Here is a 21,224-nt window from a genome sequence, read left to right as displayed (position 1 = left end):
CCCATGCCCTTGGAGGCAAAATAAAGGAGGAGGGGGCGGCCGCAGGCCGACGCCGGGGGACATTTGCCGGAAAGGGCATGGGCGCCCAGCGCCCGACCCACCGACTACCGCTTTCGCCCGCTCAGTACGCGAATTCCTTGAACACCGGATCGATGTTGCCGCCCCACTCGCCATGGAACAGCGCCAGCTTGCGATCGGCCGGGGTCAGCCCGGAATCGACGATCTCCTGCAGCACCTCCAGGAACTTGCTTTCGTCCTGACCATCGGCATTGCGCGCGGCGCGGCGCTTGAGGCCGGCCACGGCGATCTTCAACGCTTCGCGCGACAGATCCAGCACGGTGCCGTTGCGGAACGGCAGCTTCAACCCATGGCGCGGTACGCCATCGCGCAGGACGTTGCGCTCGACCAGGCTGAAATCACGGACCAGATCCCACGCGGCATCGAGCGCGGCATCGTCATACAGCAGGCCCACCCAGAACGCGGGCAGCGCGCACAGGCGGCTCCACGGGCCGGCATCGGCGCCGCGCATTTCCAGGTACTTCTTCAGGCGCACTTCCGGGAAGGCGGTGGTCATGTGATCGGACCAGTCGCGCAGCGTGGGCAGCTGGCCCGGCAGCACCGGCAGCTTGCCGACCATGAAATCGCGGAAGCTCTGGCCGCTGGCATCGTGGTACTTGCCCTCGCGGTAAGAGAAGTACATCGGCACATCGAGCAGGTAGTCGACATAACGCTCGTAACCGAAGCCGTCTTCGAACACGAAGTCGAGCATGCCGGTGCGGTCGTTGTCGGTGTCGGTCCAGATGTGCGAGCGGTAGCTCTGGTAGCCGTTCGGCGCACCTTCGGTGAACGGCGAATCGGCAAACAGCGCGGTGGCGATCGGCTGCAGCGCCAGCGACACGCGGAACTTCTTCACCATGTCCGCTTCGGTGGCGTAATCCAGGTTGACCTGCACCGTGCAGGTGCGGGTCATCATGTCCAGGCCGAGCGTGCCGACCTTGGGCATGTACTCGCGCATGATCTTGTAGCGGCCCTTGGGCATCCACGGCATTTCATCGCGCGTCCACTTCGGCTGGAAGCCCATGCCGAGGAAGCCCAGCTGCAGTTCGCCGGCGACCTGCGCGACTTCGTTGAGATGGGTGCCGGTTTCCACGCAGGTCTGGTGGATGGTCTCCACCGCCGCGCCGGACAACTCCAGCTGGCCGGCCGGTTCCAGGGTCACCGAGGCGTTGTCGCGCAGCAGCGCGATGGTGCGTCCGTCTTCCTGCACCGGATCCCAGCCGAAGCGGGTCAGGCCGTTGAGCAGCGCTTCGATGCCGCGGTCGCCGTCGAAGGTGGGCGGGCGCAGGTCATCCAGGCGGAAGCCGAACTTCTCGTGCTCGGTGCCGATGCGCCACTGCGCCTGGGGCTTTTCGCCGGAGGCCAACGTGGCGACCAGTTCATTACGGTCGGTGATCGGCGTCTCGGCGACGTGGCTGGGGCTCGACAAGGGGAGGCTCGCAGAATTCTGGTCAGGGCGGGGATGTGGGGTTCACGCCCCCGCATCGCAAGGGCGCACTATATCGTGGCGTCCCCTGCCGTCGTGTCACCGTGACGGTTTTCAGCATCCTACTGGCATGGGCTTGACGCTGCGCTGGCCCTAAACTGACCCCATGAGCCGATCCCGACATCCGGAAGTCCATCGCTCCGACCGTGTGGGTTGGCTGCGCGCCGCCGTGCTCGGCGCTAACGACGGCATCGTCTCAGTGGCCGGCCTGGTGGTCGGCATCGCTGCCAGCGGCGCCTCGGCCTCCACGATCCTGGCCACCGGCATCGCCGGGACCGTGGCCGGCGCGATGTCGATGGCGGCCGGCGAGTATGTTTCGGTGCAGTCCCAGGCCGATACCGAACGGGCCGACCTGGCCGTGGAGAAGCGCGAACTGCACGACGACCCGCATAGCGAGCTGGAAGAGCTGGCCGCAATTTACCGCCATCGTGGGCTGAGTTCCGACCTGGCGCATGAAGTGGCCACCCAGCTCACCGCGCACGACGCGCTGGGGGCGCATGCCCGCGATGAGCTGGGCATCACCGAGGAGCTGCGGGCGCGCCCGATGCAGGCGGCCCTGGCCTCGGCCGGTGCCTTTGTCAGTGGCGCCGCGCTGCCGGTGCTGACCGCCCTGCTCGCGCCGCATGCGCTGGTCGGCCAAGCCACTACCGTGGTGACGCTGCTGGGGCTGTGCCTGACCGGCACCCTGGCCGCGCATGCCGGCGGTGCCTCGCGCCTGCGTGGCGCGCTGCGCGTTACCTTCTGGGGCGCGATCGCGATGGCGGCCGCCGCCTTGGTCGGCCAGCTGTTCAACGTGGCAGGCTGAGTCATGTCCGCACCCATTGATACCACCACCTCGCTGCTGGCGACCCTGGCCAGCCTGGCCGACTGCCAGCGCGCGGATGGCTATGCGTGCATCACCGCACGCCGCGAGCATGGCGCCTCCTCCGTGGAGATTCCGCAGCCGCAGTTCGCGATCCTGCTGCAGGGGCGCAAGCAGGTGAGTACTGCGCAGCAATCGCTGGAATTCGCACCGGGCGATCTGTTTCTGATCACGCGCCGCTGCCGCATCGATGTGGTGAACATCCCCGATCCGCACAGCGGGGTGTACCTCAGTGCGATCGTGCCGATGTGCGCCGAGGCGCTCACGGCCGCCCGCGCGCTGTGGAACGAGCCGCTGCCGCAGGCCGGTGATGCACTGGCCAGGCTGCCCCTGGCCGAGCATGGCGCAACCCTGCTGCAATGGCGGCAGGCGCTGGAACACGGTCACTACACCGAAGCACGCCTGGCCTTGGCCTCGCTTGCCGTGGCGTTCTGCCGGCGCGGGCACGGCAGCCTGCTGGTTCCCCCCGAACCCAGCGTGGGGGAGCGCATCCGCGACCTGATCGCTGCCCAGCCCGAGCGCGATTGGCAGTCACGCGATTTCGAAGCGCACCTCGGCCTCAGCGGTGCCACGCTGCGGCGGCGCCTGGCCAGCGAGCAGTCCAGCGTGCGCGAACTGATCACCGATGCGCGGCTCGCGCATGCGATGAGCCTGCTCTACACCACCCGGCTGCCGTTGAAGACCGTGGCCGCGCGCGTGGGCTACCGCTCGCTGGGCAGCTTCAACAAGCGCTTCGCCGAACGCTATGGGCTGGAACCAGCGGCGATCGGCAACAGCTGAGCGCGAGCGGATCGCGCGGCATTCTGAGCGGAACGCAGCAGACAGGACGCGCAGCATGGAGGCACCGCGGCGCAGCCGCCCTGTCCGGAACCTGTCATGCCCTTCCCCCGCGTTCGCACGCTCGCCTCCGCCGTGTTGCTGGCCGTTGTCGCCAGCCCCGCCTGGGCCACCACCACGCACACCCCGCGCGAGCAGGTACCCGGCGTGTATCACCAGACCATCGGCACGCTGCAGGTCACCGCGCTGTTCGATGGCACGGTCGCACTGGGCCGGCAGGAACTGGTCGGGATTGCCCCCGGAGCAGTCACCCGCCTGCTTGATCACCGCTACGTCCCCGAGGATGGCAAGGGCCTGCAGACCGCGGTCAATGCCTACCTGGTGCAGCAGGGCGATCACCTGACCCTGGTCGATACCGGCACCGCGCAATGCTTCGGCCCCGGCCTGGGCCAGGTGCTGGGCAACCTGCGCAAGGCCGGCTACGACCCGGCGGACGTGGATGAAGTGGTGCTGACCCACGCGCACCCCGACCACCTGTGTGGCCTGCTGGATGCGCAGGAGAAGATCGCCTATCCGAATGCCACGGTGTGGCTGTCGGCCGCGGACGCGGCGTACTGGCTGGATCCGGCCAGCGAGGCAACCGCGCCGCAGGGTGTGCGCTTTGCCTTCGCCTTGGCGCGCAAGGCGGTGGCGCCGTATGAGGCGAGCGGGAAACTGAAGCGCTTTGCACCTGGCGACACATTGCCGGCGGGCATCACCGCATTGGACAGCCATGGCCATACGGTCGGCCATGTGTCTTACCGGATCGATGGTGGCACCGGCCAGCAGTTGCTGGTGTGGGGCGACATCGTGCATTTCCACGCGGTGCAGTTCGCGCAGCCGCAGGCCTCATTCGAAGCGGACAGCGACCGCGTGGCCGCGATCGCCAGCCGGCGCCGGATGATGGCGCAGGCGGCGGATCAGGGCTGGTGGGTAGCCGGCGCGCACCTGCCGTTCCCGGGGTTGGGGCATGTGCGCCGCGAGGGAGAGGCATTTGCCTGGGTGCCGGGCGAGTTCGCGCCGTTGCCGGCACGATGACAGCGGAATGGCGGCAGAGGGACGGCAAGGATCCGCCCGGATGGCGGCGACGGTAGATCCACGCATGGCGTGGATCTACGGGCGAGCGGTCAGCTCGCTTCCGGCGCTGGCTTGTTCAGGCCCAGCCAGCCGCCGATGATGCCGCGGGCTTCATCCACGCCCTGCCGGGCGGGACCGGAGAAGGTCTGCACACTGACGGTATCGCCGAAGGAGGACTGCAGTTCCTTGCGCACCTTCTGCAGGGCGATGCCCTGCTGGCCACGGCCGAGCTTGTCGGCCTTGGTCAGCAGCGCATGCGCCGGCAGGCCGCGCTGCACTGCATAGGCCAGCATCTGGCGGTCGTAGTCCCTCAGCGGGTGACGGATGTCCATCACCACCACCAGGCCACGCAGGGCCTCGCGGGTACGGAAGTACTGGTCGATGAAGGCCTGCCAGTGCGCCTGCAGGTCCAGCGGGACCTTGGCGTAGCCGTAACCGGGCAGATCGACCAGTTTGGCCTCCGGGGTGACCTCGAAGAACACCAGCTGCTGGGTGCGGCCGGGGGTCTTGGAGACCCGGGCCAGGCTGTTCTGGCGGGTCAGGGCGTTGAGGGCACTGGACTTGCCGGCGTTTGAGCGACCGGCAAAGGCGACTTCCGCGCCCACGTCCTCCGGCAATTGCCGGGTGTTGTGGGCCGAAAGCAGGTATTGGGCGCGTTCGAGGAGCAATGACATGGGCATAGGATCGCATGTCCGGGCCCGATCCGCGCTGTCTGCGCTCGGTTTTGCTGCACCCTGCGTTGACCGTGGCGGGAAACGGCGTTGATAATCGGGCGATCCCCGTGGTTGCGGTCCCGCAACCGCCAGGCCGGTCCACACGGAGCTTCCGCATGCGCCATGCTCGCGTTCTTGCCGTTTCCGCACTTGCTGTCTCGCTGCTCGCCGCCGTTGCCGTTGCCCAGACCTCGATCACCCCGTTGCCGGACAACGGGCCGATCAAGACCGCCTCGCTGGAGGTCGATTTCAGCAAAACCACCTGGGGCGACCCCAAGGCCGGGCAGACCAAGGCCGCGGCCTGCGCGGCCTGCCATTCGGCCGATGGCAACTCCACCGTGGAGATGTACCCGAGCATCGCCGGCCAGAGCGAGCGCTACAGCGCCCAGCAGATGGCCCTGATCGCCAATGGCCAGCGCACCTCCGGGGCCTCGGCGGCGATGGTGCCGTTCGTGCAGGACCTCACCCCGCAGGACATGCGCGACATCGGTGCCTACTTCGCCACGCAGAAGGCCACCGCCGGCATCGCCGACGATGGCGCCGTGACCGAAGGCCCGTACGCCGGCAAGAAATTCTTCGAGATCGGCCAGCAGCTGTACCGCGGCGGCGATGCCGAGCGCGGCATCCCGGCCTGCATGGCCTGTCATGGCCCGACCGGCGCCGGCAATCCGGGCCCGGCCTACCCGCACATCAGCGGCCAGCACTCGGCCTACGTTGCCCGTCGGCTGCAGGAGTACCAGGCCGGGACCACCCAGGAAACCGACAAGGCGCACTTCCAGATCATGGCCACGATCGCCAAGTCGCTGACCGAGCAGGAGATCCAGGCCCTGGCCAGCTACCTGCAGGGGCTGCACAACCGGGCAGATGACGTCGCCGCTGCGGCCACGCCGCTCGCCGGAGGCACGCAGGCACCACCGTAACGACCGCCCACGCCGCAGCGCATTCCCTTGGTCGGATGACGGATGCGGCCACCCCGGCCGGCGGGGTATGTTCACTGGCACGCCGGCGACTGGGCCGGCGTCGTTTTTTCTGTATGGAGATGGATGTAGATGACGTTGATGCCCCGCCTGATGTTGTTGCTGCTGGCCCTGAGCCCGTTGACCACCCTCGCCGCCACCCCGACACCGCTGGTGGAGGGCAAGGATTACGAACGGATCGCCGACGCCGGTCCGTTCGCGCCGCTGGCCGGCAAGATCGAAGTCGTGGAGATGTTCGGCTACACCTGCCCGCACTGCGCGCACTTCGAACCGCAGCTGGAAGCCTGGGCCGCCAAGCTGCCCAAGGATGTCCGCTTCACCCCGGTGCCGGCCGCTTTCGGGGGCGTGTGGGATTCGTTTGCCCGCGCCTACTACGCTGCCGATCAGCTGGGCGTGGCCAAGCGCAGCCACCGCGCCATGTTCGATGCCCTGCATGAGAAGGGATCGCTGCCGATGCAGAACGTCTCGCCGGATGAACTGGCCGCGTTCTACCAGGGCTTCGGCGTGGCCCCGGCGCAGTACATCACCGTGCTCAAGAGCGACGCCGTGGATGCCAAGGTCAAGGCCGCCCGTGCCTTCGCCCTGCGCACCAAGGTGCCCGGCACGCCGACGCTGATCGTCAATGGCGTGTACCTGGTCAAGGGCGACTCGTTCGAGTCGATGCTGCGCAACGCAGATGCCCTGATCGCCCGTGCGCGCAGCGGCAAGGCGCTCTAACAGCGCTCGCTGAACCATCACGCACCGTGCACGCGGGACGCTCGTTTCCGCGTGTCATCATGCTTCCCTGGCCGGTGCTCCCAGCATCGGCCCCACCATGCTCATCCGCTGGAGATGCTTCGATGAAGACCCGTTTCGCCATTACGCTCATGGCCCTGCTGCCGATCCTGGCTGCCTGCAAGGCCCAGGACGGTACCGCCAACACCACCGCCCCGGCTGAGCCGGCCGCACCGAGCAGCACCCCGGCCACCGAAACGGCCCCCCCGAGCGAGCAGGCCCCGGCCGCCAGCGGTGAAACCGCCGCCGCCGAGACCGCCGCTGCCGAAGCCACCACCCCGGCGCCGGCGCCGGCCTCGTCGCGCCCGACCGGCCCGGAGCCGGTTGCCGGCACCGACTATGTGGTGATCGAGAACGGCCAGCCGTTCCAGCCGGCCACCGGCAAGATCGAAGTCGCCGAAATCTTCGGTTACGTATGCCCGGCCTGCGCCGCGTTCCAGCCGCTGATCGGGCCGTGGAAGGCCGGTCTGCCGAGCGACGTCAATTTCGTCTACGTGCCGGCCATGTTCGGCGGTACCTGGGATGACTACGGCCGTGCGTTCTATGCCGCGCAGGCGATGGGCCTGCAGGAAAAGACCCACGAAGCCATGTACGCCGCGATCCATGCCGAGCAGAGCCTGAAGGGCGAGCGCGGCCGTGATTCGGTCGAGGACATCGCCAACTTCTACGGCAAGCACGGCGCCGACCCGAAGCAGTTCGCCGCGATGATGGGCAGCTTCGCCGTCAACGCCAAGACCAACTCGGCCAAGCAGTTCGCCCAGCGCAGCAAGATCTCCGGCACCCCGTCGGTGATCGTCAACGGCAAGTACCTGGTCAAGGGCAAGGGCTTCCCGGACATGCTGCGCATCGCCGATCACCTGATCGCGCGCGAACGCGCCGGCAAGGCCAACTGAACCAGCGATAGCGAACCGTCGTGACCTTCCCCCACACGCGGACCCTGCGCCTGCTGACGGCCAACATCCAGGCCGGTTCGAGCACCCGCCGCTACAGTGACTACGTGACCCGCAGCTGGTCGCACGCACTGCCGGCCGGGCGCAAACGAACCAGCCTGGATGCCATCGCGCAGATGGCCCGCGAACACGACATCGTCGGCCTGCAGGAAGCCGACCCCGGCAGCCTGCGCTCGGGCTTCACCAACCAAACCCACTACCTCGCCGAGCGCGCGGGCTTCAATTACTGGAGCCACCAGCCCAACCGCCGCATGGGCGGGGTGGCCTCCAGCGCCAACGGCCTGCTCAGCAAGCTCGAGCCGGTCGAGGTCCAGGACCACGCCCTGCCCGGCCGGATCGGCGGGCGCGGCGTGCTGCTGGCCAAGTTCGGTGAAGGCAGCCAGGGCCTGGCGGTGGCGGTGGCGCATCTGTCGTTAGGGACCAATTCGCGCATGTCGCAATTGGCCTTTATTGCCGATCTGCTTGCCGACCACCCCAATGCCGTGCTGATGGGCGATTTCAACTGCCTGGCCGAACGCCCGGAAATGCAGGTGCTGTACCAGAAGACGACGCTGCAGCCGCCGGGCTGCGTGGTGCCGACCTTCCCCAGCTGGCGCCCGGACCGGGCGATCGACCACATCCTGCTCAGCGACGGCCTGCAGCAACGCAGTGCCGAAGCCGTACCGGCCGCGTTCTCCGATCACCTCGCCCTGGCGATGTCGATCGACGTGCCGAGCAGCGCGCTGCGCTGACGCAGGTATACCCGCCGCCCTTGCGCGGCGGGGCTGATGGCGGTGTAAACAGGCTGTCCACAGCGCCTGTGCGATAAATCCCGCCGTCTGCCGCTCCGGCACCGGGAGTATCCCCCACCCCATGAGTACCGTGGAGCCGCCTCTGCCCGAGGTGCGCACGCTTCGACCCGTGTTCCTGCTTGCCGCCACGATCGTGGCGGCATTCGCCATTCTGGTCACCGTGTTTCCCATCGATGCCGGCGTGATGCTGCTCGATGCCCAGACCTGGGCCTCGCGCAATGTCGGCTGGTATTACCTGCTGGCGATGACCGTGTACCTGGTGTTCGTGGTCGGCGTGGCGCTGTCCGGCTATGGCAACGTCAAGCTGGGCGCGGACCATGACGAGCCGGAGTTCAGCTATCTGTCCTGGGCCGGCATGTTGTTCGCCGCCGGCATCAGCATCACCCTGTTCTTCTTCTGCGTCTCCGAGCCGCTGACCCACTACCTGTTGCCGCCGCAGGGCGGCACCGGCAGCGGCGAGGCCAGCGCGCGCCAGGCGATGCAGCTGCTGTTCCTGCATTGGGGCCTGCACGGCTGGGGCGTGTTCGCGCTGGCCGCGATGGCGCTGGCCTACTTCGCCTACCGCCACAACCTGCCCCTGGCGCTGCGCTCGGCGCTGTATCCGCTGATCGGCAAGCGCATCAACGGGCCGATCGGCTACACCGTGGATGCCCTGGGCATCGTGGCCACCGTGTTCGGCCTCGGCGCGGACATGGGCTTTGGCGTGCTGCATCTCAACGCCGGCCTGAACACCTTGTTCCCGGTGCCGCACGCGGCCTGGGTGCAGGTCGGGCTGATCGTACTGATGATGGGCGCGGCGATCACAGTGGCCGTGTCCGGCGTGGAAAAGGGCGTGCGCTGGATGTCCAACATCAACATGCTGCTGGCGATCTCGCTGCTGCTGTTCATGCTGTTCGCCGGCCCCACCCAGTACCTGCTCAATGCCTTCATGCAGAACATGGGCGACTACCTGGGCAACGTGGTCGGCAAGAGCTTCGATGTGTACGCCTACGGCGGGCGCCCGGACTGGCTGGGCAACTGGACGGTGTTCTACTGGGCCTGGTGGATCGGCTGGGCGCCGTTCGTAGGCTTGTTCATCGCGCGCATCTCGCGCGGCCGCACCATCCGCGAGTTCGTGCTCGGCGTGCTGCTGATCCCGCTGGGCTTCACCCTGGCCTGGCTGTCGATCTTCGGCAACAGCGCGCTGGATCAGATTCTGCACCACGACCAGGTGCACCTGGCGCAGATGGCGGTGGAGAACCCACCGACCGTGTTGTACGCGCTGCTGGAAAGCTACCCGTGGAGCCGCACCGTCATCGCGGTCACGGTGATCGTCAGCTTCATCTTCTTCGTCACCTCGGCCGATTCCGGCACGGTGGTGCTGTCCACGCTGTCCTCGCAGGGCGGCAATCCGGAAGACGACGGTCCGCGCTGGCTGCGTGTGTTCTGGGGCGTGATGACCGGTCTGGTCACCGCCGGGCTGCTGCTGGCCGGCAGCATGGATGCGCTCAAATCCGCGGTGGTGCTGGCCTCGTTGCCGTTCTCGGTGGTGTTGCTGCTGATGCTGTGGGGCTTGACCCGTGCACTGGGCGAAGAGTCGCAGCGCAAGAAGGCCTCGCAGTACTCGCCGATCCCGTTGATCGGGCAATCGCGGCATCAGCGCGGCTGGCGCCAGCGCATCACCCAGGCGGTGCATTTCCCGGTCCGCGACGAGGTGTACCGGTTCATGGATACCGATGTGAAGCCGGCGATCGAAGCCGTCGCGGCGCAGCTGCTCGAACAGGGCCTGGATGTGCAGACGAAGTTCGAGCCGGGTCACATGGAGCTGCTGGTGGACCATGGCGAACAACAGGTCTTCACCTACCAGGTGATCATGCGCGGCTACCTCACGCCTTCGTTCGCCGCGCAGCGCTTCCGCAACCAGCGTTACTACCGCGCCGAAGTGCACCTCTATGAAGGTGGACAGGACTACGAGCTGTTCGGCTACAGCCGCCAGCAGATCATCAACGACATCATCGATCAGTACGAGCGTCACCTGCAGTTCCTGCATCTCACGCGTTGACGCACTGATCTCCCGCTGCAAAGGAGTCATCGACATGCCTACCCTCCCCGACCAGCTGCTGTACATCGGCGGCCGCTACGTTCCCTCCCAGGGCGGAAAGACCTTCCAGGTCATCAACCCGGCCAACGGCGAGCTGCTCGCCAATGTCCACAGCGCCAACAGCGACGATCTCGACGCTGCCGTGGAGAGCGCCCAGGCCGGCCAGAAAGTGTGGGCCGCGCTGACCACCGTGGAACGCTCGCGCATCCTGCTGCGGGCGGTGGCACTGCTGCGCGAGCGCAACGATCCGCTGGCCGAGCTGGAATCGCGCAACACCGGCAAGGCCCTGAGCGAAACGCTCAGTGTGGACGTGGTCACCGGCGCGGACGTGCTGGAGTACTACGCCGGCGTCATGCACGGTCTCGAAGGCAGCCAGGTGCCGCTGCGCGAGGCCAGCTTCTTCTACACCCGCCAGGAGCCGCTGGGCGTGGTCGGCGCGATCGGCGCTTGGAACTACCCGATCCAGATCGCGCTGTGGAAGGCCGCCCCGGCGCTGGCCGCCGGCAACGCAATGATCTTCAAGCCCAGCGAAGTGACGCCGTTGACCGCGCTGAAGCTGGCGGAGATCTTCACCGAGGCCGGTCTGCCCGATGGCGTGTTCAACGTGTTGCCCGGCGATGGTGCCGGCGTCGGTTCGGCCCTGACCGAGCACCCGCTGATCGAGAAGATCTCCTTCACCGGCGGCACCGCGACCGGCCGCAAGGTGATGGCCAGTGCCTCCAGCTCCACGCTCAAGGACGTCACCATGGAGCTGGGCGGCAAGTCGCCACTGATCATCTGCGCGGACGCCGATCTGGACCTGGCCGCCGACGTGGCGATGATGGCCAACTTCTACAGCTCCGGCCAGGTGTGCACCAACGGTACCCGCGTGTTCGTTCCGCGCAGCGCGCTGGCCGCGTTCGAAGCCAAGCTGCTGGAACGGGTCCAGCGCATCCGCATCGGCGACCCACTGGCCAAGGACACCAACTTCGGCCCGCTGGTCAGCGCCGCCCACATGCAGCGCGTGCTGGAGCACATCGGCAGCGGCAAGGCCGAGGGTGCACGGCTGGTCTGCGGCGGCGAACGGTTGACCGACGGCGCGTTGGGCAAAGGCTGCTATGTGGCACCGACCATCTTCAGCGATTGCCGCGATGACATGCGCATCGTGCGCGAAGAGATCTTCGGGCCGGTGATGAGCCTGCTCGCCTATGACGACGAAGACGAAGCCGTGCGCCGCGCCAACGACACCGATTACGGTCTCGCCGCCGGTGTGGTGACGCCGGACCTGGCGCGCGCGCATCGGGTGATCCACCAGCTCGAGGCCGGCATCTGCTGGGTCAACAGCTGGGGCGAATCGCCGGCGCAGATGCCGGTGGGCGGCTACAAGCAATCCGGCGTCGGCCGCGAAAACGGGCTGGCCACGCTGCGCGCCTACACCCGCACCAAATCCATCCAGATCGAGCTGGACCGCTACGCGTCGGTGTTCTGAGCCGGCCTTACCAGGAGACACCGCGATGAAGCGCGAATACGACTACATCATCATCGGCGCCGGGTCGGCCGGCAACACGCTGGCCGCGCGCCTGACCGAAGACGCCGGGGTCAGCGTGCTGCTGCTGGAAGCCGGTGGGCCGGACTACCGGATGGATTTCCGCACCCAGATGCCGGCCGCACTGGCTTATCCGCTGCAGGGCCGCCGCTACAACTGGGCGTATGAAACCGAGCCGGAGCCCTACATGGACAACCGGCGCATGGAGTGCGGCCGCGGCAAGGGCCTGGGCGGTTCCTCGCTGATCAACGGCATGTGCTACATCCGCGGCAACGCGATGGACTTCGACCAGTGGGCCAGCTTCGACGGCCTGGAGGACTGGAGCTACCACGACGTGCTGCCGTACTTCCGCAAGGCGGAAACGCGCGACATCGGGGCCAACGATTACCACGGCGGCGACGGGCCGGTCAGCGTGGCCACGCCGAAGAACGGCAACAACGTGCTGTTCCACGCGATGGTTGAGGCCGGTGTGCAGGCTGGCTACCCGCGTACCGATGACCTCAACGGCTACCAGCAGGAAGGCTTCGGCCCGATGGACCGCACGGTGACCCCGCGCGGACGCCGCTCCAGTACCGCACGCGGCTATCTGGACATGGCCAAGGACCGTGAGGGACTGGAGATCGTGGTGCACGCCACCACCGACCGCATCCTGTTCGCCGGCAAGCGCGCGGTGGGCGTGCGCTACCTGGCCGGCAGCAGCGCCGAGCCGATTGACGCCACCGCCCGCCGCGAGGTGCTGCTGTGTGCCGGTGCGATCGCCTCGCCGCAGATCCTGCAGCGCTCCGGCGTGGGCGCGCCGGCATTGCTGGCCGCCCTTGGGGTGCCGCTGGTGCACGACCTGCCCGGCGTCGGCGAGAACCTGCAGGATCACCTGGAGGTGTACATGCAGTACGCCTGCAAGAAGCCGGTCTCGCTGTACCCGGCGCTGCAGTGGTGGAACCAGCCGGCGATCGGTGCGGAATGGCTGTTCGCCGGCACCGGCATCGGTGCCAGCAACCAGTTCGAAGCCGGTGGTTTCATCCGCACCCGCGAGGAGTTCGACTGGCCCAACATCCAGTACCACTTCCTGCCGGTGGCGATCAATTACAACGGCACCAATGCGGTCAAGGAACACGGCTTCCAGGCGCATGTGGGCTCGATGCGCACGCCCAGCCGCGGCCACGTGCATGCCAAGTCGCTGGACCCGCGTGAGCATCCCTCGATCCTGTTCAACTACCAGTCCACCGACCAGGACTGGCAGGAGTTCCGCGATGCGATCCGCATCACCCGCGAGATCATCGCCCAGCCCGCCCTGGACGAATACCGCGGGCGCGAAATCAGCCCGAGTGCCGAGTGCCAGAGCGATGCCGAACTGGATGCCTTCGTGCGCGCCCATGCGGAGACCGCGTATCACCCGTCGTGCTCGTGCGCGATGGGCACCGATGCGATGAGCGTGGTGGATGGCCAGGGCCGCGTGCATGGCATGGAAAGCCTGCGCGTGGTGGATGCCTCGATCATGCCGCGCATCATCACCGGCAACCTCAACGCCACCACGATCATGATCGCCGAGAAGATCGCCGACCGGATCCGCGGGCGTGCACCGCTGCCGCGCAGCACGGCGGCCTATTACGTGGCCGGGGACGCACCGGCGCGGCGCTGAGGGCGTTACGCCGGCGCACCCGGCAACGGCACCACCACCCGCTTCGCCGTCAACGTGCTCCCTACCGAGGCCACCACGGTGCAGCCGATCGCCGCCCATTGCAGCGTGGTCAGGTGCTCGGCCAGCAACCCCATCGCCAGCAGCGCGGCGACCGCCGGCTCCATGCTGATCAGGATGCCGAAGGTCTCCTTCGGCAGCCGCTTGAGCGCCATCATCTCCAGCGACATCGGGATCGCGCTGGAGACGATGGCCACGCCCAACCCGAACAGCAGGATCTTCGGATCCAGCAGTGCCATGCCCGCGTGCGCCACGCCGACCGGGACCACCACCAGCGCCGCCGCACACAGCCCCAGCGAGACCGTGTGCCCGGCCGGCAGATGCCCGGCGCGCTTGCCGAAGATGATGTACATCGCCCAGCAGACTGCCGCGCCCAGCGCGAACATCACCCCGACCGGGTCCAGTGGCTCACCATGGCCCAGCGGCAGCAGCAGCAACAGCCCGACCAGCGCGCAGCCGACCCACACGAAGTCCACCGGCCGCCGCGAGGACCACATCGCCACCGCCAACGGCCCGCAGAATTCGATGGCCACCGCGATGCCGAACGGGATCGTGCGCAGCGCCATGTAGAACAGCAGATTCATCACCCCGAGCGTGATGCCGTAACGGAAGATCGCTCCGGCATCGGCGCGCGAGGTGGTCCAGCGCCACGGCCGGAACACCATCAACAGCACCAGCGCCGAGAAACCCACGCGCAGTGCGCTGGTGCCCTGCGCACCGATCAGCGGGAACAGCTGTTTGGCATACGAGGTGCCCACGGCCAAGGAGGTGACCGAGCCGAGCACGGCCAGGGCGGGGAAGAAGCTGGAGAGGCGGGAGGTCGACATCCGCACAGGATATTGCGCAACGGCCGAAGGAGATGCTCAATTACAGCGGCCTTCCTGCATGTTTCACTCACCATGTCCGCCACGCCCTACACCCCCGATAGTTTCGACCGCGCCATCCTGGCGATCCTGCAGCGCGACAACGCCACCGCGCAGCGCGAGATCGCCGAGGCGGTGAGCCTGTCGGCGCCGGCGGTGCAGCGGCGGATCAAGCGCTTGGAGGAAACGGGCGTGATCCGCGCAAACGTGGCCGTGCTGGACCAGGCCCGGCTGGGGCGCCCGCTGACGATCATGGTCGAGGTCCGGGTCGCCAGCGAGCAGCCGCACCGGGTCGCCCCGTTCCGCCGCCGCGCGCAGGAGGACCCCGCCGTGCAGCAGTGCTACGCGATCACCGGCGAGGCGGATTTCCTGCTGATCCTGACCGCCGCCTCGATGGAAGAATACGAAGCGATCAGCGAGCGGCTGTTCGGCAACGACGACAACATCGAGCGCTTCCGCACTGCGGTGGCGCTGAGTACGCTCAAGCGCAGCCTGGCGGTTCCCCTCGCCGAGTGATCCGGGTCAGCGCGTGGCCGACAGCGCAGCATCGAACAATGCCGTCGCTTCCGTGATCGCGGCCCCGTGTGTGGCCTGCTTGTCCGCCGCCACCTGGCAGAGTGCACCGACGCGGGTCTGGCCCAGGGCGGTGCAGCTGGACAGGAAGTCGTAGTGCCCGACCTCCGGCAGGGTGGTCAACCTCGCCTTCGGCAGTCCTGCGGCCGCGATGTCGCTGTTGGTGGCCGGTGAGGCCACCGTGTCGGCCGCACCGACGATGATCGATACTGGCTGGCTCACCTTCTCCAGCGCCTCCGGGGCGAAGGCCTGCACCATGGCCGGCGCGATCAGCACTACCGCACGTACCCCGGCAATGGCGCGGTCCTCACCGGCCTTGGCCACCCACGGGGCCAGTTCCGGCGTCGCCGCGGCGGTCATCCGACGCGCCAGGGTCAATGAGGGAGTCTCGGCCTGCGGCGCGCAGACGCCGTCGTCAGGATGCGCGCGGCAGAACGCCAGCAGCCGCTGCACGTCCGGGCGTGCGCCCGCAGCAACCAAGGCAGTGAACCCGCCGGCCGAGTAGCCCGCGATGCCCAACCGCGTGGCATCGATCTCCGCCGCCAGCGCGGGGTCGGCCTGCACGGCAGCCAGCGCGGCAGCCAGGTCATCCACACGGTTCCACATCAGGATGCTGCCGGCCTCGGTCATCGGGTCCACCCCGTTGTTGCCGGGATGATCCACCGCGATCACCACATATCCGGCCCGCGCCATCGCGGTACCGAACCAGCCCATCATCCGTGCGCTGCCGCCGTTGCCGTGCGAGAGCAGCAGCACCGGCCAGCGTCCGTTGGCGATGGCGGCATCGGCGGCGGCCGTGCCCACCTCGAACAGCGGCGCATCGGGCGGGCCGATCGTCAGCGCGGTTTCCTGCGCCCCGGGCTGTGCCGGGTACCACACGGTGTAGCGCACGCTGTCGCGGTGGTCGGCATCGCGCACGGCCGCACTGGGCGTATGTGCAACGCCGTGCCGCTCGCCGACGGGCAGCACGGCCCCAGCGGCAAACAGGGGCAGGCAGAGCGCCAGCAGCGCGGCACAACAACGGGCGGTCATTCGCATGGGTCACTCTCCTTGGGGTGCAACGTGTCGGCCAGCGGCAGCCAGATCTCCACCCCGCCGTGGCCGCTGCGGTCATCGAAGCGCGTGTCGTAGCGCTCCAGGTCCGGTGCATCGGCCAGGGTCAGGCCGGACGCCGGCAGATAGTCATTCAACAACCAGAACCAGGTGGAGCGGATCGCGGAAATGTGCCCGGCATGCCAGGCCACCAGGTACTCGCGGGGCGGAATCAGGATGGCCTGCCAGCCGGCGGGCACGGGCGCGCCGGCACTGATCTCCACGCCGGCGATGTAATCAAAGCCACCGTCAGCGTCATTGTTGCCGCACACACCATAGGCGATCTCCGCGCCCAGCCCATGCGCCTCGTCCAGGCGCTGCCATTGCGAAGGAATCGATGCGACGGTCGCGGAGGTGTGGCGCGCACCGATCCCGGCCACGCGCAGTGCGCCATGGTGCACGCGATGCGGTTCGATCGTGCAGGGTGTCGAGGAGTCGATCAGTTTCAACGCCTCGACCAGCACCACGCCGCCCAGCCCCTGCTCCCGCACCTGCTCGGGCGATCGCCCAAACTGCTCGGAGAATGCGCGGGTAAAGGCTGCATGCGAGGCGTAACCAGCAGCGATGGCCACCTCCAGGATGCCATCAGCCCCGGCCGCCAACTGATGTGCGGCGTGGGTCAGCCGGCGGCCACGCAGATAGCGCACCACCGAGGTGCCGGTGCTGAGCTGGAACAGCCGCGAGAGATGGAACGGCGACAGGCCCACCACGCGGGCGATATCGGCCAGCGACGGGTTTTCAGCGAAGTGGCTTTCGATGTACCACAGGGCCCTGCGTGCCGCACCCATACCGCCAGATCCATGCCGATGAACGGGACCGCAGCGTAACCCAGCGCGCGCTACGCCATTTGATCGTTCTTGCTGTCCGCGGCAACGCGCCGCGCGTGTTGTCTCAGCCCCTCACCGCCGCTTCGATGGCCGCCACGTCGATCCTGCGCATGGTCATCATCGCCTCGAACGCGCGCCGGGCCACGGCGGGGTCCTTGCTGGTCACCGCGTCGGTCAGTACCCGCGGCGTGATCTGCCAGGACAGACCCCATTTATCGCGACACCAGCCACACGCACTTTCCTCGCCACCGTTGCCGACGATCGCAGCCCACAACCGGTCCGTTTCGGCCTGGTCATCGGTGGCGATCTGGAAGGAGAATGCTTCGCTGTGTTTGAACGCCGGCCCGCCGTTGAGCCCGATGCAGGGGATGCCGGCGACGGTGAAATCGACGGTGAGCACATCGCCCTGTTTGCCGGAGGGAAAATCGCTCGGCGCGTGGTGCACCGCGTGCACCGCACTGTCAGGGAAGGTGGCGGCGTAGAAGCTGGCGGCGTCCAGCGCGGTACCGTCGAACCAGAGGCAGATCGTGTTCTTGCTGACCATGGGCGTCTCCTGGAGCAGAGGATGGATTGCGCCCGCTTACGGTAGGCGCGCCGGTGTTAAGCCTGCGCGCGGGTGCCGCGTGGGTGTGCCGTGGATAGCGACGGCCCATGCTGCTCGCCCCCGCGTGCTGACCCCCGCCAAGATGAATACGCAGATACCCTGCCCACCATCATCGGGATCGATGCCGAGATCGAATGCGGTTGATGATGCGAATGATTGCCATTACCATAGTGTGATCCGGGTCGCGCAAGGGATGCGTACCCGTGAACAGTTATCGAGCCCGCGCCGGGTCACCGCCCCCGCCAGCCGCTTCCTGCCCCCACCCCGCTCCGCCGCAGGCCACCCAGGACGCCGGCCATGCCCGTTGCCGTCTTTCTGGAAACGCCGATGCCCCGCTACGCCCACGTGCTGTCCCGCCCGTCGATGCACCGTCGCCCGCTGCCGCAGGCCTTGATGGTGGCTCTGTGCGCCCTTGCCGTTGCGCCTGCGTTCGCGCAGGATGCGACCCCTGACGCCACCACCCTGGACAAGATCGTGGTCAAGGGCGAGCGCGCCGAAGGCTATTCGGTCCGCAGGACCTCGGCCGGTACCCGCTTCGATCTGGCCCCGCGCGAGATCCCGCAGTCGGTCAGCATCATCAGCCACCAGCGCATCGAGGATCAGAACCTCGATGACATCATCGACGTGCTGGCCAACACCACCGGCGTGAGCAGCACCCAGTCCGATACCGAGCGCACCGAGTTCTACGCGCGCGGTTTCTACATCGACAGCTACCAGTTCGACGGCCTGCCGACCCAGATGGTGCAGAACTGGAGCTACGGCGATTCCGGCCTGGATTTGGCCCTGTACGACCGCGTGGAAGTGGTGCGTGGCGCCACCGGCCTGCTGTCCGGCGCCGGCAACCCGTCCGCCTCGGTGAACCTGATCCGCAAGCACGCCGACAGCGCCGAGCTGACCGGCAACCTGTCGGTCAATGTCGGCAGCTGGGGCCGCACCCGCAGCACGGTGGATGTGACCACCCCGCTGAACGCCAGCGGCTCGGTGCGTGCGCGCGTGATCGGCAGCTACCTGGATACCGAATCGCAGATGGACCGCTACGACCAGCACAAGACGCTGGGCTATGCGGTGATCGATGCCGACCTGACCCCGGATACCCAGCTGAGCGTGGGCTATGACTACCAGCAGAAGCGCGCGAACGGCGCGACCTGGGGTGGCTTCCCGATGTGGTACTCCGACGGCACCCCCACACCGTACGACAAGACCTTCAGTGCGAACCCGGGGTGGACCTACTGGGATACCACCAGCAAGCGCCTGTTCGCCACGCTGGAACATGCTTTCGCCAATGACTGGAAGGTCAAGGTCGGTGCGACGCACGACAAGACCAATGCCAACGACAAGCTGTTCTACCCGTCCTACACCGCCTTCGACAAGGTCACCGGCAGCGGCATCACGCCAATGGCCGGCCTGTACAACACCGAGCGCAAGGTCGACAGCGTGGACGGCTTTGTGGAAGGCCCGTTCCAACTGTTCGGCCGCGAACACCAGTTCATGGCCGGCCTGAGCTACAACAAGCGCGAGTACGCCAACTACGGTGACTTCCAGGTCGGCGGCACCAATACCGCGTGGGGCCCGATCGACAACTATCTCAACTGGACCGGCAACATCCCGGAACCGAACTGGAACCCGCTGAGCCTGGCCAGCCAGGGCACCATCACCCAGAAGGCCGGCTACGCGGCGACCCGCCTGTCGTTGGCCGATCCGTTGAAGCTGATCCTGGGTGCTCGTTACACCGATTGGAAAAGCGAGGGCGAAGACGCGGACCGCTCGCACAAGGTCACCACGCCGTATGCCGGCCTGGTCTACGATCTCAACGACACGTATTCCACCTACGCCAGCTACACCGAGATCTTCCAGCCACAGACGCTGCGCACCAAGGCGGGCAGCTATCTGGACCCGGTCGATGGCAAGAGCTACGAGGTGGGCGTCAAGGGCGCGTGGTTCGATAACCGCCTGAACGCCTCGCTGGCCGTGTTCCGCATCGAGCAGGACAACGTCGGCCAGGCCACGATGGACAAGGTAGACGGTAACGAACTCGAAACGGCGTACATCGCCGCGCGCGGCACCGTCAGCCGCGGCGTTGAGTTCGAACTCAACGGTGAGCTTGCCCCGGGCTGGAACGCCACGTTTGGTGCGTCGCGCTACGTGGCCAAGGACATCAACGATGCGGACATCAACACCAACCTGCCGCAGACCACGCTCAAGCTGTTTACGAGCTACACCCCGCAGTCGCTCACCGCACTGACGGTCGGCGGCGGTGCCAACTGGCAGAACCGTATCTACTACCCGATCCCGGGGCTTGGCCGCTTCGAACAGGAAGGCTACGCGCTGGTCAGCGCCTTCGTGCGCTACCGCATCTCCCCGGAGTTCAGCGTGCAGGCCAACCTCAACAATCTGCTGGACAAGAAGTACCTCTCGCAGATCACCGGCTACGGTGCCTACGGCGATGGTCGCAATGGCGGCCTGACGTTTACCTGGTCGTTCTGATCGGTCATTGATCGTAACGCTTCAACAAAGGAGAACCGGGCATTGCCCGGCTCTCTGCGTCTTGCACGATGCGCAACGGACGCGCGGCGCCGCACGGCCAGACCTCGGTAGTGCCGGCCGCTGGCCGGCAGCCTCATGAACGATGAAAGTCCTGCCTGGTTGCCGGCCAGCGGCCGGCACTACGGCCTGGCGCGCAGCAGCGCCAACCCGAACCCGATGAAGATCGTGCCGACCACGCGGTCGAACACCTTGCGCAGCCCCGGCTTGGCCAGATAACCGGCCAGCCCGCGGCCGCCGGCGGCGTACACCCCGTACCAGAACATCTCCATCACCGCGAAGGTGCCCACCAGGATCACGAACTGCGGCAGCTGCGGCTGGGTGAGATCGACGAACTGCGGCAGGAACGCCGAGGCGAACAGCAGCAGCTTCGGGTTGCTGATGCCGATGATGAATCCATCGCGGAACAGCACGGTGCGTGAACTGGGCACCAGCGCCGAGGTGCTGCCGACGTCGATCGGCGCATCACCGCCGCGCCAGGCCTTGATCCCCAGGTACACCAGGTACGCCACGCCGGCGTAGCGCAGCACGTCGAACACCATCGGCGAGGCCTTGAGCACCGCGCCCAGCCCGGCGGCGGAGATCGCCAGGGCCAGTACCAGCGCGGTCAGGCAGCCGGCCATGGCGGCGATGCTGCGGCGGAAGCCGACGCGCACGCTGCGGGTCATCACGTGCAGCATGTTCGGGCCGGGCGTGCCGCACAGGACGAACACGGTCACGGCGAAGATCCACCAAGTATGCAGGTTCATGGCAATACAGTTCGAGAGAGAGGTAGTGCCGGCCGCTGGCCGGCAGCGCAATGATGCCTGACGGAAACAGCATCGGCAGGCCGGACTCGCGAGATGGCCGGTCCTCGCAACCGGGTTGTCCGCCCGGAACGCACCGGGGCGCCCTCACGGCGCCCCGGTGTGTCACCTCCG

At 67.4% G+C, this 21,224-nt stretch carries 19 protein-coding genes; 12 read left to right on the top strand and 7 right to left on the bottom strand.

The annotated features are described in order from the left end of the window. Positions 1-121 precede the first annotated feature (121 nt). The gene (locus AC1DIQ_RS12065) at positions 122-1,486 is read right to left on the bottom strand and encodes a glutamate--cysteine ligase (RefSeq protein WP_478050104.1); all 1,365 of its coding nucleotides are present in this window, start codon (positions 1,484-1,486) and stop codon (positions 122-124) included. A gap of 163 nt (positions 1,487-1,649) precedes the next feature. Here AC1DIQ_RS12065 and AC1DIQ_RS12060 point away from each other — a divergent pair, with 163 nt between their 5' ends. The 3 genes from AC1DIQ_RS12060 to AC1DIQ_RS12050 all read left to right on the top strand — a co-directional run bounded on the left by AC1DIQ_RS12060 (position 1,650) and on the right by AC1DIQ_RS12050 (position 4,259). Then, positions 1,650-2,348 carry a VIT1/CCC1 transporter family protein gene (locus tag AC1DIQ_RS12060; RefSeq protein ID WP_121039772.1) on the top strand — a complete coding sequence of 233 codons (699 nt, stop codon included), beginning with the start codon at positions 1,650-1,652 and terminating at the stop codon, positions 2,346-2,348. A 3-nt stretch (positions 2,349-2,351) separates the two neighbouring features. Beyond that, positions 2,352-3,185 (top strand): helix-turn-helix transcriptional regulator, encoded by an 834-nt coding sequence (locus AC1DIQ_RS12055; protein ID WP_478050103.1) that lies wholly within the window; start codon positions 2,352-2,354, stop codon positions 3,183-3,185. A 96-nt stretch (positions 3,186-3,281) separates the two neighbouring features. Continuing rightward, positions 3,282-4,259 (top strand): MBL fold metallo-hydrolase, encoded by a 978-nt coding sequence (locus tag AC1DIQ_RS12050; protein ID WP_152152233.1) that lies wholly within the window; start codon positions 3,282-3,284, stop codon positions 4,257-4,259. An 89-nt stretch (positions 4,260-4,348) separates the two neighbouring features. Here AC1DIQ_RS12050 and yihA read toward each other — a convergent pair whose 3' ends face one another. Further along, a complete protein-coding gene (gene yihA / locus AC1DIQ_RS12045) occupies positions 4,349-4,972 on the bottom strand; it encodes a ribosome biogenesis GTP-binding protein YihA/YsxC (protein WP_121039780.1) in 624 nt (207 codons plus the stop codon). Positions 4,973-5,127: 155 nt separating this feature from the next. On the opposite strand from yihA, the gene AC1DIQ_RS12040 reads away from it, so the two are divergent. From AC1DIQ_RS12040 to betA, 7 genes are all read left to right on the top strand, one after another. After that, positions 5,128-5,931: a c-type cytochrome gene (locus AC1DIQ_RS12040; RefSeq protein WP_478050102.1), complete on the top strand. Its 804-nt coding sequence runs from the start codon at positions 5,128-5,130 to the stop codon at positions 5,929-5,931. Positions 5,932-6,060: 129 nt separating this feature from the next. Then, complete coding sequence (locus AC1DIQ_RS12035) at positions 6,061-6,705, top strand: thiol:disulfide interchange protein DsbA/DsbL (RefSeq protein ID WP_478050101.1); 645 nt, start codon at positions 6,061-6,063, stop codon at positions 6,703-6,705. A gap of 122 nt (positions 6,706-6,827) precedes the next feature. Further along, positions 6,828-7,655, top strand: a complete 828-nt coding sequence (locus AC1DIQ_RS12030; protein ID WP_121039789.1) for a thiol:disulfide interchange protein DsbA/DsbL — start codon at positions 6,828-6,830, stop codon at positions 7,653-7,655. A 50-nt stretch (positions 7,656-7,705) separates the two neighbouring features. Beyond that, positions 7,706-8,443, top strand: a complete 738-nt coding sequence (locus AC1DIQ_RS12025; RefSeq protein ID WP_183073759.1) for an endonuclease/exonuclease/phosphatase family protein — start codon at positions 7,706-7,708, stop codon at positions 8,441-8,443. A gap of 121 nt (positions 8,444-8,564) precedes the next feature. After that, complete coding sequence (betT, locus tag AC1DIQ_RS12020) at positions 8,565-10,544, top strand: choline BCCT transporter BetT (protein ID WP_121039795.1); 1,980 nt, start codon at positions 8,565-8,567, stop codon at positions 10,542-10,544. 34 nt (positions 10,545-10,578) lie between these two features. Beyond that, positions 10,579-12,051, top strand: coding sequence for a betaine-aldehyde dehydrogenase (gene betB, locus AC1DIQ_RS12015; protein WP_121039798.1), 1,473 nt, complete (start codon positions 10,579-10,581; stop codon positions 12,049-12,051). Between the two features lie 25 nt (positions 12,052-12,076). Beyond that, a complete protein-coding gene (betA, locus tag AC1DIQ_RS12010; protein WP_121039801.1) occupies positions 12,077-13,747 on the top strand; it encodes a choline dehydrogenase in 1,671 nt (556 codons plus the stop codon). Positions 13,748-13,752: 5 nt separating this feature from the next. On the opposite strand, the gene AC1DIQ_RS12005 is transcribed toward betA, so the two are convergent. Further along, on the bottom strand, positions 13,753-14,631 hold the full coding sequence (locus AC1DIQ_RS12005) for an EamA family transporter (protein ID WP_478050100.1): 879 nt from the start codon (positions 14,629-14,631) through the stop codon (positions 13,753-13,755). Between the two features lie 72 nt (positions 14,632-14,703). Between AC1DIQ_RS12005 and AC1DIQ_RS12000 the strand changes: the two genes are divergently transcribed. Next, complete coding sequence (locus tag AC1DIQ_RS12000; RefSeq protein ID WP_478050099.1) at positions 14,704-15,183, top strand: Lrp/AsnC family transcriptional regulator; 480 nt, start codon at positions 14,704-14,706, stop codon at positions 15,181-15,183. 6 nt (positions 15,184-15,189) lie between these two features. On the opposite strand, the gene AC1DIQ_RS11995 is transcribed toward AC1DIQ_RS12000, so the two are convergent. The 3 genes from AC1DIQ_RS11995 to AC1DIQ_RS11985 all read right to left on the bottom strand — a co-directional run bounded on the left by AC1DIQ_RS11995 (position 15,190) and on the right by AC1DIQ_RS11985 (position 17,703). After that, a complete protein-coding gene (locus AC1DIQ_RS11995; RefSeq protein WP_478050098.1) occupies positions 15,190-16,278 on the bottom strand; it encodes an alpha/beta hydrolase family protein in 1,089 nt (362 codons plus the stop codon). Further along, the gene (locus AC1DIQ_RS11990) at positions 16,269-17,120 is read right to left on the bottom strand and encodes an AraC family transcriptional regulator (RefSeq protein WP_478050097.1); all 852 of its coding nucleotides are present in this window, start codon (positions 17,118-17,120) and stop codon (positions 16,269-16,271) included. The genes AC1DIQ_RS11995 and AC1DIQ_RS11990 overlap by 10 nt, the downstream gene beginning before the upstream one ends. Before the next feature lie 103 nt (positions 17,121-17,223). Further along, complete coding sequence (locus AC1DIQ_RS11985; protein WP_461770279.1) at positions 17,224-17,703, bottom strand: VOC family protein; 480 nt, start codon at positions 17,701-17,703, stop codon at positions 17,224-17,226. Between the two features lie 387 nt (positions 17,704-18,090). Between AC1DIQ_RS11985 and fhuE the strand changes: the two genes are divergently transcribed. After that, complete coding sequence (gene fhuE / locus AC1DIQ_RS11980; protein WP_478050113.1) at positions 18,091-20,247, top strand: ferric-rhodotorulic acid/ferric-coprogen receptor FhuE; 2,157 nt, start codon at positions 18,091-18,093, stop codon at positions 20,245-20,247. A gap of 179 nt (positions 20,248-20,426) precedes the next feature. Here fhuE and AC1DIQ_RS11975 read toward each other — a convergent pair whose 3' ends face one another. Further along, positions 20,427-21,053: a LysE family translocator gene (locus AC1DIQ_RS11975; RefSeq protein WP_152152247.1), complete on the bottom strand. Its 627-nt coding sequence runs from the start codon at positions 21,051-21,053 to the stop codon at positions 20,427-20,429. Between the last annotated feature and the right edge of the window lie 171 nt (positions 21,054-21,224).

Source organism: Stenotrophomonas sp. 05L413, from assembly GCF_056397945.1.
Note: the sequence above shows the minus strand (reverse complement) of the source record. Positions and strands in the feature narration are given on the sequence as shown.

What these genes read in the sequence shown, in the direction of transcription:
- AC1DIQ_RS12060 (WP_121039772.1), top strand. Translation starts at nt 1,650, where the DNA reads ATGAGCCGATCCCGACATCCGGAAGTCCATCGCTCCGACCGTGTGGGT.
- AC1DIQ_RS12055 (WP_478050103.1), top strand. Translation starts at nt 2,352, where the DNA reads ATGTCCGCACCCATTGATACCACCACCTCGCTGCTGGCGACCCTGGCC.
- AC1DIQ_RS12050 (WP_152152233.1), top strand. Translation starts at nt 3,282, where the DNA reads ATGCCCTTCCCCCGCGTTCGCACGCTCGCCTCCGCCGTGTTGCTGGCC.
- yihA (WP_121039780.1), bottom strand. Translation starts at nt 4,972, where the DNA reads ATGTCATTGCTCCTCGAACGCGCCCAATACCTGCTTTCGGCCCACAAC.
- AC1DIQ_RS12040 (WP_478050102.1), top strand. Translation starts at nt 5,128, where the DNA reads ATGCGCCATGCTCGCGTTCTTGCCGTTTCCGCACTTGCTGTCTCGCTG.
- AC1DIQ_RS12035 (WP_478050101.1), top strand. Translation starts at nt 6,061, where the DNA reads ATGACGTTGATGCCCCGCCTGATGTTGTTGCTGCTGGCCCTGAGCCCG.
- AC1DIQ_RS12030 (WP_121039789.1), top strand. Translation starts at nt 6,828, where the DNA reads ATGAAGACCCGTTTCGCCATTACGCTCATGGCCCTGCTGCCGATCCTG.
- betT (WP_121039795.1), top strand. Translation starts at nt 8,565, where the DNA reads ATGAGTACCGTGGAGCCGCCTCTGCCCGAGGTGCGCACGCTTCGACCC.
- betB (WP_121039798.1), top strand. Translation starts at nt 10,579, where the DNA reads ATGCCTACCCTCCCCGACCAGCTGCTGTACATCGGCGGCCGCTACGTT.
- betA (WP_121039801.1), top strand. Translation starts at nt 12,077, where the DNA reads ATGAAGCGCGAATACGACTACATCATCATCGGCGCCGGGTCGGCCGGC.
- AC1DIQ_RS12005 (WP_478050100.1), bottom strand. Translation starts at nt 14,631, where the DNA reads ATGTCGACCTCCCGCCTCTCCAGCTTCTTCCCCGCCCTGGCCGTGCTC.
- AC1DIQ_RS12000 (WP_478050099.1), top strand. Translation starts at nt 14,704, where the DNA reads ATGTCCGCCACGCCCTACACCCCCGATAGTTTCGACCGCGCCATCCTG.
- AC1DIQ_RS11995 (WP_478050098.1), bottom strand. Translation starts at nt 16,278, where the DNA reads ATGCGAATGACCGCCCGTTGTTGTGCCGCGCTGCTGGCGCTCTGCCTG.
- AC1DIQ_RS11990 (WP_478050097.1), bottom strand. Translation starts at nt 17,120, where the DNA reads ATGGGTGCGGCACGCAGGGCCCTGTGGTACATCGAAAGCCACTTCGCT.
- AC1DIQ_RS11985 (WP_461770279.1), bottom strand. Translation starts at nt 17,703, where the DNA reads ATGGTCAGCAAGAACACGATCTGCCTCTGGTTCGACGGTACCGCGCTG.
- fhuE (WP_478050113.1), top strand. Translation starts at nt 18,091, where the DNA reads ATGCCCCGCTACGCCCACGTGCTGTCCCGCCCGTCGATGCACCGTCGC.
- AC1DIQ_RS11975 (WP_152152247.1), bottom strand. Translation starts at nt 21,053, where the DNA reads ATGAACCTGCATACTTGGTGGATCTTCGCCGTGACCGTGTTCGTCCTG.